The organism is Achromobacter veterisilvae, from assembly GCF_900496975.1.
Taxonomy (GTDB): domain Bacteria; phylum Pseudomonadota; class Gammaproteobacteria; order Burkholderiales; family Burkholderiaceae_B; genus Achromobacter; species Achromobacter veterisilvae.
On record NZ_UFQC01000017.1, the window covers coordinates 81,908 to 96,062 of the forward strand.

Genomic DNA, 14,155 nt, shown 5'->3' on the forward strand with positions numbered 1-14,155 from the left:
GGCGCGCTCGCGCGCCGCCTGACTGGATATCTGCCATGTCCACCGTGATCATCGGCCTGAGCCTGGGAATGCTGCTGTTCCTGCTGGCTTCCGGCCTTACGCTTATTTTCGGCATGCTGGGCGTCATCAATTTCGCCCATGGCGCGCTGTACATGCTGGGCGCCTATCTCGCCTTCGACATCCAATTGCGCACCGGCTCCTTCATCGCCGGCGTGGCCGTGGCGACAATCGGCGTGGGACTGGTCGGCATGGCGATGGAAAGGCTCGCCTTGCGGCCGCTCTATAACCGTCCCCACTTCTACCAGTTGATCCTGACCTTCGGCTTCATCCTGGTGATCAGCGAAGCCGTCAAATTCGTCTGGGGCCTGGGCTACCAGGAAACGCCGATGCCCGCGTCGCTGGCCGGCACGGTCGAGTTGGCCGGCAGCACCATCCCCGTTTACCGCCTGTTCGTCATCGCCTTCGGCCTGCTGGTTTCCGCGGCGCTCTTCTTCGTGCTGGAAAAAAGCACCTTCGGGATGCTGGTCCGCGCAGCCAGCAGCGACGGAGAAATGGTGCGGATCCTGGGCCTGCCGGCAGCCGCCATCCGCAGCGCCGTGTTCGGCGTGGGCGCCGCGCTGGCCGGCCTGGCGGGCGCCATCTCCGCCCCGCTGTTCCCGATCGAGCTGGGCATGGCCACCAACACCATCATCGACTGCTTCATCGTCGTGATCCTCGGCGGGCTGGGCAATATCCGCGGCGTGGTCGCCGCGTCGCTGCTCATCGGCATGGTCCGGGCGGTGGGCTACACCTTCATGCCCAGTTGGGTCGACATCCTGACCTTCGCCATGCTCATCGCCACGCTGCTCACCCGTCCGCAAGGACTGTTTTCCCGTCAAGCGAGGCTGGCATGAAGACTTCCCGCCAAAACGTCGCAATCGCCGCCTGCGTTGCCGCCGTGGTGCTGGCGGTGCCCTTCAGCACGCAAAACGATTTCCTGCTCAACCTGACCATTCTCATCATGGTGTGGTCGATCTTCGCCGTGGGCTTCGATCTGGTGTTCGGCCTGCTGGGCATGGTGTCCTTCGGCCACGCCGCGTTCCTGGGCACGGGCGGCTATGCGCTGGCCCTGGCCACCCAACGATACGGCCTGTCCTTCGAGGCAGGCCTGGGCCTCGCCATCCTGGCCGGCGCGGCCTGCGCCTGGATCTTCAGCATCTTCGCGCTGCGAGTCTCGGGGATCTTCTTCGCGCTCGTTACGCTGGCGCTCTCGCAGCTCATGTACATCCTGGCCGACAGCAAATTGCGCGAATGGACGGGCGGCGCGGATGGATTGCCCGGCATAGGCCGGCCCGAACTCGCCGGCATCGACTTCTTCGCCACAGTGAACTTCTATTGGTACGTGGCAGCAGTGTTCGCCCTGGTAATGGCGCTGATGGCGATGCTGCGCGCCTCGCCCTTCGGCCGGGCGGTGGCCGGCGTGCGCCAGAACGAGATCCGGGCCAGCCAGTTGGGCTACAACGTGCAGCGCCTCAAGCAGATCACCTTCCTTGTATCCGGCGCGGTCGGCGGCCTCGCGGGCGGCCTGCTGGCGGCGGTGCTGATGTATATGAATCCGCAAATGCTGCACTGGACCACTTCTGGCGACGTGATCATCATGACCCTGCTCGGCGGCGCGGGCACGCTCTGGGGCCCGGTGGCGGGCGTGCTGATGTTTGAAACGCTGAAGGAATGGCTCAGCGGCTGGACGCCTTATTGGTACGGCATCCTGGGGCTGGTCTTCATCCTGGCGACGCTGTACTTCCCGCAAGGCGTGCTGGGCGCAGTGCAGGCCCGCTGGGGCCGCGGCCGGCCCGCAGCGCCGGCGTCTCCGGCTGCCGGCGAGGCGGCGCCCGCGGTGCCGCTGGCGCCTCGCGAAGGGAGCCTGTCATGAACGGTATCGCCCTGCAATGCGACAAGGTCAGCGTCACCTTCGGCGCGCTGCGCGCCATCGAGGAGTTCAGCTACGCGTTCGAGACCGGCCGCGTCTATGGCCTGATCGGCCCCAACGGCGCGGGCAAGACCACTCTGCTCAATGTGCTGGCCGGGCATCTGCCCGGCCACGGCGGGAGCATTCTGTGCCACGGCGCGGACATCTCGCGGCTGCGCGCCCATGAGCGCGCCCGCCACGGGATCGGCCGCAGTTTCCAGATCACCAAGATCTTTCCAGAGATGACGGTGCTGGAGAACCTGCGCATCGCCGCACAGATCAGCCATTCGCGCCTGCTGCCCTTCTGGCTGGCGCCGCGCTACGACCGGCGGCTGGCGTCCACCATCGACGAGATGCTGGAGCTTACTGACCTCGCCCCCTGGCGCGACACCGTCGCCGGCACCTTGTCCTACGGCCTGCAGCGCGCGCTGGAACTGGGCCTGACGCTGCTGCCCGACCCCCGCATTCTGTTGCTGGACGAACCGCTGGCCGGCGTCGGCCACCACGAGATCGGAGCGGCCACCCGCCTGGTCCGCCACGCGGCCGCCGGCCGCACGGTGCTGCTGATCGAACACAACATGGACGTGATCATGACGCTTTCGGAACACATCGTGGTGCTGTCCAACGGCCGCAAGGTGGCGGAGGGCCCGCCGGATGCAATCCGCGACGACGCCACCGTACGCGCGGTCTATCTGGGCGAAGAGGTGGCGGCATGATCGAGCTGCAACACGCCAGCGTGCATTACGGCCAGGCGCTGGCGCTCAAGGACATCACGCTACGCGCGGCCCAGGACGAGATCGTCGCCATCGTCGGACGCAATGGCGCCGGCAAGTCCACCGTGCTCAAGACGCTGATCGGGCTGCTGCCGCTGTCGTCGGGAAGCCGCCTCGTGGCGAACCAGGATGCCACGCGCCGCGCCGTCGAACAGATCAGCCGCGACGGCATCGCGCTGGTGCCCGACACGCGCCGCATTTTTCCCAATCTCACCGTGCGGGAAAACCTGAGGATGGGCGCGCTGGCGCACCGGCCCGGCTACTGGACCGCGGACCGGGTGCTGCAGGTATTCCCCCGGCTGCAGGAACGCATAGGCTTCGACGGCGACCAGTTGTCGGGCGGCGAACAGCAGATGCTGTCGATCGCCCGCGCCCTGCTTGGCAATCCCCGCATCCTGCTGCTGGACGAACCCACCGAAGGATTGGCGCCGCGCATCGTCAATGACCTGATCGGTGTATTCGCCGAAGTCCACCGCCAGGGCACGGGCATCGTGCTGGTCGAGCAGAACCTGAAAGTGCCCGCGCGCCTCGCGCATCGCCAGTACGTACTGGACCACGGCGAAGTCGCCTGGAGCGGATCGGCCGCGGAAGTCGAGGCCGGCCGCCACGTCATCGAATCCATACTCACCACCGGTATCCAATCATGAGCAACGACACCACTTACATCGCGGGCGTGGGCATTACCCGTTTCGACAAGCAGCCCGGCAAGAGCGTCAAGGACCTGGTTCGCGACGCCGTGTCCCAGGCCCTGGCCGACGCGGGCTGCGATGCCGCCGGTCTGCAAGCGGCCTATTTCGCGACGGCCGGCCAAGGATCGATCGAAGGCCAGTACATGGTGGCGGGACAGGTCGCACTCAAGGCCATGGGCATCGCCGGCATCCCGGTCACCAATGTGGAGAACGCCTGCGCCAGCTCCAGCACGGCGCTGAACGCCGCCCACCTGTACGTCGCCTCGGGCGCGGGCGACATCTGCCTGGCCGTGGGCGTGGACAAACTGTATTCGGAGGACAAGGCCAGAAGCTTCGCGGTGTTCGACGGCGCCTGGGACGTCCACGACGCGTCGGCACAGATGGCGCGGCTGATGGCGCTGGCGCCCGACGTCACGCCTCCGCCCGGCTTCGAGGAGCCAGGCAAGCGCAGCGTATTCATGGACATATACGCCAGCCTGGCGCGGCTGCACATGAAGACCTTCGGCACCACGCAGCGCCAACTCGCCGCCGTGGCCGCCAAGAACCACATGCACTCCACACACAATCCCCTGGCGCAGTTCCAGTACCCGCTGACCGTGGACGAAGCGCTGGCCGCAAGGCCGGTGTCGTGGCCGCTGACGCTGCCCATGTGCGCCCCCATCAGCGACGGCGCCGCCGCCGCCATCGTCTGCAACGCCCAGGGCCTGAAGCGGCTGGCGCGCGCCCGCGCGGTGCGCCTGTACGCCAGCGTGCTGCGCACCGCCACGGACCGTCCCGCGGACCGCTACGATCGCCACTTGTGCCACCTTGCCGCGTTGGAAGCGTACGAGCGCGCCGGCGTCGGCCCGCAAGATATGTCCCTGGCTGAGGTCCATGACGCCACCGCCTTCGCCGAAATCCAGCAGACCGAAGCCCTGGGCTTCTGCGCCTTCGGAGAAGGCGGGCCGATGGCGGAGTCCGGCGCCACCAGCCTGGGCGGGAGCATCCCCATCAACGTGTCCGGCGGCCTGCTGTCGCGCGGCCATCCCATCGGCGCAACGGGCCTGGCCCAGGTCCACGAAATGGTGACCCAGTTGCGCGGCGAGGCGGGCGCGCGCCAGGTCGAAGGCGCGCGCTTCGCCATCGCCGAGAACGGCGGCGGATTCAACGGCGTGGAGGAAGCCGTCACCTGCATCACCCTGCTCGGCCATTGAACCGCGCCCCTTCCAACCCAGAGACCGCCATGCATCTCAGCTCTCTCTTCCACCGCAGCGCCCTCATGCACGCCGACCGTCCCGCGCTGGCCGCGGGCACCCGGACTCCTCTTACCTACGCCCAGCTCCAGGCCCGGGTCCAGGCGCTGGCCGGCTGGCTGCGCGGCCCCATGGGCCTGCAGCCCGGACAACGCGTCATGCTGGCGCTGCGCAATCACCCCAGCTACATCGAATCCGTGCTGGCCATCTGGCACGCGGGCCTGTGCGCCGTGCCCGTCAATGCCAAGCTGCACCCCAACGAGCTCGAGTACATTCTGCGCGACTGCGAAGCGCGGCTTTGTCTGTCTCAAGGCGAGCTGTTCGAAGCGCTTTCGCCGGCCGCCCGCAGCCTGGACGCCGTGCGCGTCGAGGACGTGGAGTCCGCCGCCTACGCCAAGGCCGCCAGCGGGCCGGCGCTGGCGCTGGAACGGCGCTCGTCACAGGAACTGGCCTGGCTGTTCTATACCAGCGGCACGACGGGCAAGCCCAAGGGCGTCATGCTCAGCCACGCCAATCTGCTGGGCATGTGCCTGAATTTCTACGCCGACGTGCAGGCGGTGGCCCCCGGCGACGCAATGGTCCACGTAGCCCCGCTGTCGCATGGCGGCGGCCTCTACAGCATTCCTTACTGGCTGCATGGCGCCTTGCAGATCGTCCCCGACAGCGGCGGGCTGGACGAGGATGAACTGTCCGCCCTGCTGACGCACTACGAACGGGTCAGCCTGTTCGCCTCGCCGACCATCGTGCAGCGCATGGTGCGCCATGCCCGCCAGAACGGCGGACCGCCACCGGGTCTACGCACCTTGATCGTGGGCGGCGCGCCCTTCTACGTAGAGGATATCAAGGAGGCTGTCGCCTGCTTCGGCCCACGCGTGGCGCAGATCTACGGCCAGGGCGAAAGCCCCATGTCGATATCCGCCCTGTCGGCGGCCCAGATCGCCGACGCGGTGGCCACGAACGACGACGCGCTGCTGGGCTCAGTAGGCTACGTGCAGGCATCCATGGAGGTCGAACTGCGCAGTGGCGACGGCAGCCCGGCCGCCCTGGGCGAGCTGGGCGAAGTGACCGTCAAAGGCCCGACGGTGATGCTGGGCTACTGGAACAATGCGCGCGCCACCGCCCATACCATCGTGGACGGCTGGCTCCATACCGGCGACATCGGCATCCTGGACGCCCGCGGCCTGCTCCACCTGAAGGACCGCTCCAAGGACGTAATCATCAGCGGCGGCACCAATATCTACCCGCGCGAAGTGGAGGAAGCGCTGACGCGCCACGAGGCGGTGCAGGAGGTATCGGTAGTGGGCGTGGCGGACCCGGAATGGGGGGAATCAGTGCTGGCCTTCGTGGTGCTCAAACCTGGCGCGCAGGTGCAGACCCAGGACCTGGACCGCCTCTGCCTGGCGTCGATCGCCCGGTTCAAACGCCCCAAGCGCTACGTCTTCCTGGACGAGTTGCCGAAAAACAGCACCGGCAAAGTGTTAAAACGCGAACTCCAACAACGCGCGCTCTCGATCCCATGAATTCGTCCGCCCCCCTCTTTGGCCGCACCGCCGTCAGCCAGACCGAAAAGGCCTATTGCGCCCTGGAGGAGATGATCGTCACGGGGGAACTGCCCCCTGGCAGCCAGTGGTCGGAAACCACGCTGAGCGAGCGGGTCGGCATCGGCCGCTCGCCGGTACGCGACGCCCTGCAGAAGCTGGCATTCCAGCGGCTGGTCGAAATCGCGCCGCGCCAGGGCATCTTCATCTCCGAAATCGACTACCAGGGACAACTGAAGATCATCCAGGCGAGGCGGGAGATCGAGCGTCTGATCGTCGCTCAGGCCGCGCAATGGGCCGACGATGGCGAACGTGCGGAGCTGGCGCGCCTGGCTCGCGAATTGGAAGCGCTGAAGGCGATCAATGATATGCGCATCTACATGCGCCTGCATTTCACGCTCACCAGCCAGATCGGCGCCGCGTCGCGCAATAGCTATGCGGCGGAATTCCACGCCATGCTACAGACGCTGGCGCGTCGCTTCCTGTATTTCCACCAGAAGCGCCATCCCGATCTGGTGCAGATCTGCGAACTGCACATCCAGCAGATCAACGCCATTGTGGAAGGGTCGGTGGAACGCGCGATCGCCACAGCGGAGGCGCGCAACGACTACGCCGAGAACCTCGCGCGCGACATCCTGATGGAGCTGATCGTCACGTCGGCGGTCACCATCAGCTCCCCGCCGCGTGGCAGGGGGGGTTCAGACTGACAGGCCCGATAGAGGGCCCGCGCCGCTCCCCGAATGCTGCCACGCTCCCGGGCTGCGCCCTTCCTCGAGCAGGAACTCCACCAGCGCCGGCAGGGACGCGTCCATCGGGCGGTTGGCCTGGATGCGCATGACGTAGCCCCAGGACCCCGGCATGCGCAGCCGCGGCACCAGGGGAACCAGGCGACCGCTGGCCAGTTCCTCGTCGATCAGGGGCGCGCGCCCCAGCGCGATGCCGACGCCCGCCGCCGCGGCCGCGGCGACCGTGCTCATGCCGCTGAGCACCATCGGCTCCTGCCAGTCCGACTCGGCCAATCCCAGGCGCGGGCTCCAGATGCGCCAATCGGTCTCGGGGCTGTCGATGTGCTTTTCCTCCAGCCAGCGATGGCGCGTGAACGCGCGCGGGTCGTCGCGCTCGGACGGCGCGATCAGCGCCGGGCTGCACACCGGCACCACGGTCTCGGTCATGAGCGGGATGTCGCCGGGCTCGGCGTTGTGCGGCCCCATGGCGCGCACGTGCAGGAACGCCAGGTCGATGTCCTGGCTCTTCCAGGCCGGATCCTGGCTGGCATGCAGGTAGACCTGGATGTCGATGTCGGGGTGCAATTCGATGAACCGGCCGATGCGCGGCGCCAGCCACAGGGCGGCCAGCGAGGGGTTGGCCGATACGTTCAGGGTATAGCGCCGCCTGCCGCGGGCGGCGGCGCGCACATTGCGGCAGGCGGTCTCCAGCAGGGTCAAGGCCTGTTGCACCGATGCCAGCAGATCGGCGCCCGCGCCGGTGGTTTCGGCGCGGCGCACCGTGCCGCCCCGGCGCAGCAGCGTGACGCCCAGATCGGCCTCCAGCGCCCGCAGTTGGTGGCTGACGGCGCTCTTGGTCACGCTGAGTTCGGCGGCGGCCCGGCTCAGGCTGCCCAGGCGGGCCACGGCCTCGAAGGCGCGCAGCGCGGCCAGGGGCGGGGTGCGGTTGGGAAGGTCGGCCATGCGTTGAGTTTATCTCAACCCCTGATTGAAAAACTATCGCTTTCGCCGGCGGTCGCGATCGGGGACCATGCAAGCTCTGGAAGGAGAGTGCAATGTATTTCGATTCACGGCTTTGGCGGCTGACCGAAGGGCTGCGCGCCGGCATGGCGGGCGGCATATTCCTGGGGTTGCTGGCCTTGGCGGCCGGCATTGCGCGCTACGTGTTCCTGGGCCAGTTGCTGGCCCGGGTGTTCGAGGGCGCGCCGTGGCGGGACTGGACCGCGCCCGCCCTGTGCGCGGCCGCGATGGTGCTGCTGCGCGCGGGCTTCGACCATTGGCGCACCGTGCAGGCCAACCGCTGCTCGGCCGAGGTGCAGCAGGCGCTGCGCGGCAAGCTGTATGACCGCATCGTCGCCCTGGGCCCGGCCTGGTTCGCCAACCAGCGCACCGGCGGCGTGATGCTGACGGTGGTGGACGGGGTCGAGCAATTGCAGACCTTCTTCGGCCAGTACCTGCCGCAGGTGGCCATCGCGGCCGCGGCGCCTTTCGCCATCTTCGCCGTCATCGCGTTCTGGGACGTGCCGACCGCGCTGGTCTTCCTGGCGGCCGCGCTGTTCGCCCTGTTCGGGCCGATGGCCGTGCACATGCTGGACCGCCGCGCCAGCCTGGCCCGCACGCGCTCTCTGAACGATTTCGGCGAGGACTTCCTCGACGCGGTGCAGGGCCTGCCCACCTTGAAGTCCTATGGCCAGGGCAAGGCCTGGGGCCGGCGGCTGGCCGCCCGCGCCCGCAGCCTGTCGGACAATACGTTCTGGGTGCTGTCGGTCAGCCTGCTGACGCGCGGCATCAGCGACCTGGGCGTGGCGCTGGGCGCTGCGCTGGCGCTGACTCTGGGCGCCTGGCGCGTGGCCGCCGGCGACATGAGCGTGGAGGCCCTGCTGATCGTGCTGATGGCCGGCACCGAGATTTTCCGGCCGCTGCGCGACCTGCGCTCGGTGCTGCACCGGGGCATGCTGGGCCAGTCCGCGGCGGTCAGCATCCACGCCCTGATGGACGCCCGGCCCCTGACGCCCGCGCCCGACGCGCGCGCCGCCGGCGATGCGCCGCAGCGGCTGGCGCCCACTATCGAATTCGACGATGTGGCGTTCTCCTACACGCCAGAACGCCGCGCGCACCAGGGCCTGGCGTTCCGCGTCGCGGCCGGCGAACGCGTCGGTGTGGTGGGCCCCAGCGGCGCGGGCAAGTCGACCATCGTGCGCCTGCTGCTGCGCGAATGCGTGCCGCAGGCCGGCACCATCCGCGTCGGCGGCCGCGACGTGAACGGACTCGACACGCAGGCGCTGCTGTCGCACATCGCGCTGGTCAGCCAGGACATCACGCTGTTCCACGGCACCATCGACGACAACCTGCGGCTGGGGCGCCCCGGCGCCACGCACGAACAGGTGCGCGCCGCCGCCCGCGCCGCCAACATCGACGACTTCATCATGGCGCTGCCCGACGGCTACGCCACCCGCATCGGCGAGCGCGGCCTGCAATTGTCCGGCGGCCAGCGCCAGCGCGTGGCGATCGCCCGCGCCCTGCTGCGCGACGCGCCCATCCTGATCCTGGACGAAGCGCTGTCCTCGGTGGACACCGAAAACGAGGCGCTGATCCAGCAGGCGCTCGACCGGCTGATGGCCGGCCGCACGACGCTGATCCTGGCGCACCGGCTGGCCAGCGTCATCGGCGCCGACCGCTGCCTGGTGCTGGACCAGGGACGGGTCGTGGAAACGGGCACGCACGCCGCGCTGATGGCACAAGGCGGGCTGTACTACCGCCTGATGCGCGAACAGGCCGAGGCGCACCGGAACCCGGCCGCGGGCAGCCCCGCGGCGGCGGTGTCGTCCGCCCCCGCGCGGGATGGCGGCGAGCCCGACGCCGGGTCCGGCGCGCAAGGCCCCGCGCTGCGCGCGCTGGACGCCGACGCCGCCCAGGTCGGCTGGCGCGGCACCCTGGGCACCTTGCTGTCGGTGGTCCGCCCATGGCGCGGCACGCTGGCGGCCACCATCCTGCTGGGCGTGGCGCGCGTCGCCGCCTTCATCGGCGTGGGGGTCTTCAGCGCGCTGATCGTCGCCGCCATCCGCGACGGCCGCGACGTTTCCACCCTGGTCGTCGGGCTGCTGATCGCGGCGCCCCTGGCCGCCCTCTTCCACTGGCTGGAATCGTGGCTGGCGCACGCGATGGCCTATCAGTTGCTGGCCGACATGCGCGTCAAGCTCTACGACAAGCTGGAGCGCCTGGCGCCGGCCTACCTGCTGCAGCGCCGCTCCGGCGACCTGGTGGCGCTGGCCACCCAGGACGTCGAAATGGTGGAGTACTTCTACGCCCACACCATCGCGCCCGCCATCGTGTCGGTGCTGGTGCCGCTGTCGGTGCTGGGCTTCCTGGGCGTCTACAGTTGGCCGGTGGCGCTGGCCCTGCTGCCCTTCCTGGCGTACGCGCTGGTGTCCCCCGTGCGCGGGCGCCGCAAGGTCGACGCGCTGGGCGACAAGGCCCGCCACGCGCTGGGGGAAATGAGCGCGCACGCCACCGACACCATCCAGGGCCTGGCCGACCTGACCGCCTTCCAGGCCACGGGCCGCCGGCGCGACGAATTCCTGCAAGTGGCCGACCGCTACCGCGTCCGCCGCCTGGACATCCTGCGCGACCTGTCCCGGCAGACCGCGTGGTTCGAAGTGGCGATGGGGCTGGGCGGCCTGGCCGTCGCGGTGGTGGGCGCCCTGCAGGTCGCGGCCGGCGCGCTGTCGGCCGGCATGCTGCCGCTGCTGGTGCTGATCGCCCTGGCCACCTTCCTGCCGGTGTCGGAGATTTCCCAGGTCAGCCGGCAGCTTGCCGACACCATCGCCGCCACGCGCCGCCTGCACGTAGTGGCCAACGAGCCCGAACCCGTCGCCGACGGCCCGCTGGCCGCGCCCGTCGCCGCGCAGGGCCTGTCCCTGGCGTTCGAGCACGTCAGCTTCGCCTACCCGGGCAATCGCGAAGACACCCTGCGCGACCTGAGCTTCAAGGTGCCGGCCGGAGCCACGGTCGCCGTGGTGGGCGCGTCGGGCGCGGGCAAGAGCACCGTGGCCAGCCTGCTGCTGCGCTTCTGGGATCCGCGCGAGGGCGCGGTGAAGCTGGAGGGCGTGGACGTGCGCCAGTTGCGGCTCGACGGCCTGCGCGAGCGCGTGGCGCTCGTCACGCAGGACACCTACCTGTTCAACGACACGCTGGAAGGCAACATCCGTCTGGCTCGGCCCGAGGCCAGCCCCGAGGAACTGGCGCGCGCGCTGGAACAGGCCGCGCTGGGGGACTTCGTGCGCAGCCTGCCGGACGGCATCGCCACGCGGGTGGGAGAACGCGGCATGCAGCTCTCCGGCGGACAGCGCCAGCGCATCTCCATCGCCCGCGCCTTCCTGAAGAACGCGCCGGTGCTGATCCTGGACGAGGCCACCTCGCACCTGGACACCTTGTCCGAGATGCAGGTGCGCGGCGCGCTGGACGTGCTGATGCGCCACCGCACCACGCTGGTCATCGCGCACCGCCTGTCGACGATCCGCGACGCCGACCTCATCCTGGTGCTGGACCGCGGCGCGCTGGCGGAGGCCGGCACGCACGACCAGTTGCTGAAGCGGCAAGGGGTCTATGCGCGGCTGGCCAGCCACCAGGGCGGCTACGCCGTCAGTAGCGCAGAGTCTCTACCGACTTAGCGTTGGCCCGCACTTCCGCCTCCGTGAACCAGACCCGCTTGCTACCGAAGCTGGCGTACAGGTCGAACTGGTCGCGGGTGTGGGGCGAGGCCGTGCCGTCCGGGGCGACGAAGCCGCTCTGCCCCGGCGCCACCACGTCCACCGCGCGCACGCCGCGGGCGTCGAATACCGTCATGTTGTTCTCGGTTCCGCGGTTCTGCGTGGCCGGATGGCTCAGCACCGCCTTGGCGTCCGCCTGGGGCACGCCCAGGAAGTTCTTGGGCGCGAACACCATGGGCGGCGCCGGCACGCGCCAGCCGGCGGGGTCCGCGCCGTAGGCTTCCCGCAAGGCGGCCAGCGCGTCGTCCAGCGCGGCCAGCACCACGGCCTGCGGCGGCTGGCCGTTGAAGAAGTCGTACTGCTGCGGCACGCCGGCGTCCTGCCCGGCCAGCGCGTTGTACAGCACCTTCGAGCCCACCGTCAGGTTGACCGAACCGGTGGCGGGCGCGGCCGGCGTGGGATAGCCGGTGGCGCTGTACCACTTGAAGAAGTCGGCGGGCATCTCGTCGGCCAGCGTGCGCTTGAGCATGGCGCGCAGCCACGCGTCCATCACGGCCGGCCCGGCGTTGTCGTAGTAGCCGGCCTGCTTCTCGCTCGTGCCCATGCCGTCCCAGGACGCCAGCCCGGCAACCAGCCGCGCCCGCGCGTCGTCCGCCGGCAGGCCCTGCACCGCCCGCCGCAGGAAAGGCAGGAAGTGGCGGCGGTTGACGTCGGCGTAGCTGGTGGTGCGGATCAGGTCCCACATCTGCTGGGCGCTGACCTTGCCGCCATGCGCGGTCATGGCTTGCAGGCGCGTCTCGATTTCTGCGTAGCGGTCGGCCTGGCCCCACACGATGGCGAACAGATCGGTGGACGGATAGCCGCGCATGGGCTGGTTGTTCCAGTTGGCGATGAAGCCCTGGCGCGGGTTGTAGACCTGCGGATTGGTCGAAAACGGCAGCATGCCGTCCCAGTCCATCTCGCCGGTGCCCGGCGCCGGCAGTCGCGGATCGTGGCCCGGGCGGCGCTTGGGATAGAAGCCCGTGTGCGCGTAGCCGATGTTGCCCCGATCGTCCGCGTAATACCAGTTGATGGTCAGCGCGTGGCGCGCCGCCTGCTGCTTCCATTCATCCCAGTTGCGCGACTGCGCCTTGTGCGTCCAGGCCATCAGCGATTGCAGCTCGTAGCCTTCCCAGGCGCGCGCCTTGGCGTAGGCCACGTGCTGCTTGTCGTCGAACTTGGCGACGATGCCGTGCACCGTGCGGTACACGTCCATCATCACGGGCTGCCCGTCCTTGACCTGGATAAGCTCGGTGCGCTTTTCCATCGTCTTCCAGGCGCCGTCATGGAAGTAGCGGGTGCGGTCGGCGGGGTCCAGCTTTTCCGCGTAGATGTCCACGTCGTCGCCGAAGCCCGCGGTGGAGCCCCAGGTCACGTGCGCGTTGTGGCCGAACAGGATGCTGGGATAGGCGAACGGGGTATTGCCGACCACGTCGAAGCCCGCGCCATGCAGGCCGATGCCGTAGGTGTAGGCAGGATTCCACCAGCCGAACTGCGGCCCGTTCAGCAGGATGGAACGCGCGTCCTTGGCGTGCTCGCGCCCCACGATCCACATATTGCTGGTGGTGGGGAACCCGGCGATGCCCGGCTGGCCCGATTCGGCGAACTGCGCCAGCAGCAGCTTGCGCGTATCGGCCGGGGACGCGTCCAGCACACCCCGGGTCTGCGCATCGCGCGCCACCCGTTCCAGCATGGGCGGCGTGCCGTCGTAGCGCGGCAAGGCATAGGACAGCCTGGCCGGCGGCCGGCCGCCGTCGGGCCGGTAGACGCCCTCTTCCTCGGGCACGGTGGTGGGCGCCCGGCTGTCGGTCATCCAGCGCAACTGGTTGAAGATCTGCATGGCGCGCTCGTCGCCGTGCCGGTCCTTCAGGGCGGTCAAGAGCGCCAGGTTGTCGATCTCGCTGTTGGCGTCGGAAAAACGGTTGGCCATGGTGCCCACGAACACCATCGCCACGTCGTAGGCCGTCCAGTCCCCGGGCTGGAACCCCAGGTCGTTGAATTCCTTGGGCATCAGGCTGCCCGGCTCGGCGCGCACCCGCGCGATCCAGGCGTTCATGCCCGCCGCGTAGCCGTCCAGGATCTGGCGCTCGGAGGCCGGCAGCGCGGCCAACTGGCGCTGGATGCGTTCGGGCGAGAAATTGCCGCGGATGGACTTGTCGAACGCCACCATGGACCGGCCCAGCACCTCGGCCACGCGGCCCTGGGTGCTGCGCCTTGCCATCTCCATCTGGAACAGGCGGTCCTGCGCCACGGCGTAGCCGTAGCCATAGAAGATGCCGTAGACGGTGTTGGCGTACACATGCGGCATGCCATAGCCGTCGCGGCGGATCGTGACCTGGCCGCTGACGGCGCCAGCCGGACGCGCCGCGGCCTCGGACGGCTGGGGATTTTGCCGGACTTCCTGGGCCTGGGCGCCCATGGCCGCGCAGGCCGCTACAAGGGCGGCCGACAACAAGTGCTGCTTCATTCGAATCTGTCTCCGTATTTGACGAGCCGCGCCAC

The 14,155-nt window shown here is 69.1% G+C and carries 10 protein-coding genes; 8 read left to right on the forward strand and 2 right to left on the reverse strand.

Annotated features, from left to right (window positions below):
- Positions 1–35: 35 nt before the first annotated feature.
- The 7 genes from AVE30378_RS17155 to AVE30378_RS17185 are packed head-to-tail and all read left to right on the forward strand — an operon-like array spanning position 36 to position 6,887.
- Positions 36–893, forward strand: coding sequence for a branched-chain amino acid ABC transporter permease (locus AVE30378_RS17155; protein ID WP_129242073.1), 858 nt, complete (start codon positions 36–38; stop codon positions 891–893).
- Positions 890–1,912 carry a branched-chain amino acid ABC transporter permease gene (locus tag AVE30378_RS17160; RefSeq protein ID WP_129242074.1) on the forward strand — a complete coding sequence of 341 codons (1,023 nt, stop codon included), beginning with the start codon at positions 890–892 and terminating at the stop codon, positions 1,910–1,912. Before AVE30378_RS17155 ends, AVE30378_RS17160 begins: the two co-directional genes overlap by 4 nt.
- A complete protein-coding gene (locus AVE30378_RS17165; protein ID WP_129242075.1) occupies positions 1,909–2,664 on the forward strand; it encodes an ABC transporter ATP-binding protein in 756 nt (251 codons plus the stop codon). Before AVE30378_RS17160 ends, AVE30378_RS17165 begins: the two co-directional genes overlap by 4 nt.
- Entirely contained in the window at positions 2,661–3,368 is a 708-nt protein-coding gene (locus AVE30378_RS17170) for an ABC transporter ATP-binding protein (protein ID WP_129242076.1), read from the forward strand. Before AVE30378_RS17165 ends, AVE30378_RS17170 begins: the two co-directional genes overlap by 4 nt.
- Positions 3,365–4,603, forward strand: a complete 1,239-nt coding sequence (locus AVE30378_RS17175; RefSeq protein WP_129242077.1) for a thiolase family protein — start codon at positions 3,365–3,367, stop codon at positions 4,601–4,603. The genes AVE30378_RS17170 and AVE30378_RS17175 overlap by 4 nt, the downstream gene beginning before the upstream one ends.
- Positions 4,604–4,632: 29 nt before the next feature.
- On the forward strand, positions 4,633–6,162 hold the full coding sequence (locus AVE30378_RS17180) for an AMP-binding protein (protein WP_129242078.1): 1,530 nt from the start codon (positions 4,633–4,635) through the stop codon (positions 6,160–6,162).
- Complete coding sequence (locus AVE30378_RS17185; protein ID WP_129242079.1) at positions 6,159–6,887, forward strand: GntR family transcriptional regulator; 729 nt, start codon at positions 6,159–6,161, stop codon at positions 6,885–6,887. The genes AVE30378_RS17180 and AVE30378_RS17185 overlap by 4 nt, the downstream gene beginning before the upstream one ends.
- Here the strand turns inward: AVE30378_RS17185 and AVE30378_RS17190 are convergent.
- Positions 6,879–7,868 (reverse strand): LysR substrate-binding domain-containing protein, encoded by a 990-nt coding sequence (locus AVE30378_RS17190; RefSeq protein WP_129242080.1) that lies wholly within the window; start codon positions 7,866–7,868, stop codon positions 6,879–6,881. The genes AVE30378_RS17185 and AVE30378_RS17190 overlap by 9 nt on opposite strands.
- A 92-nt stretch (positions 7,869–7,960) precedes the next feature.
- On the opposite strand from AVE30378_RS17190, the gene cydC reads away from it, so the two are divergent.
- Positions 7,961–11,575, forward strand: coding sequence for a thiol reductant ABC exporter subunit CydC (cydC, locus tag AVE30378_RS17195; RefSeq protein ID WP_129242081.1), 3,615 nt, complete (start codon positions 7,961–7,963; stop codon positions 11,573–11,575).
- On the opposite strand, the gene AVE30378_RS17200 is transcribed toward cydC, so the two are convergent.
- Positions 11,547–14,120 (reverse strand): penicillin G acylase, encoded by a 2,574-nt coding sequence (locus AVE30378_RS17200; protein ID WP_129242082.1) that lies wholly within the window; start codon positions 14,118–14,120, stop codon positions 11,547–11,549. The genes cydC and AVE30378_RS17200 overlap by 29 nt on opposite strands.
- Positions 14,121–14,155: the final 35 nt, after the last annotated feature.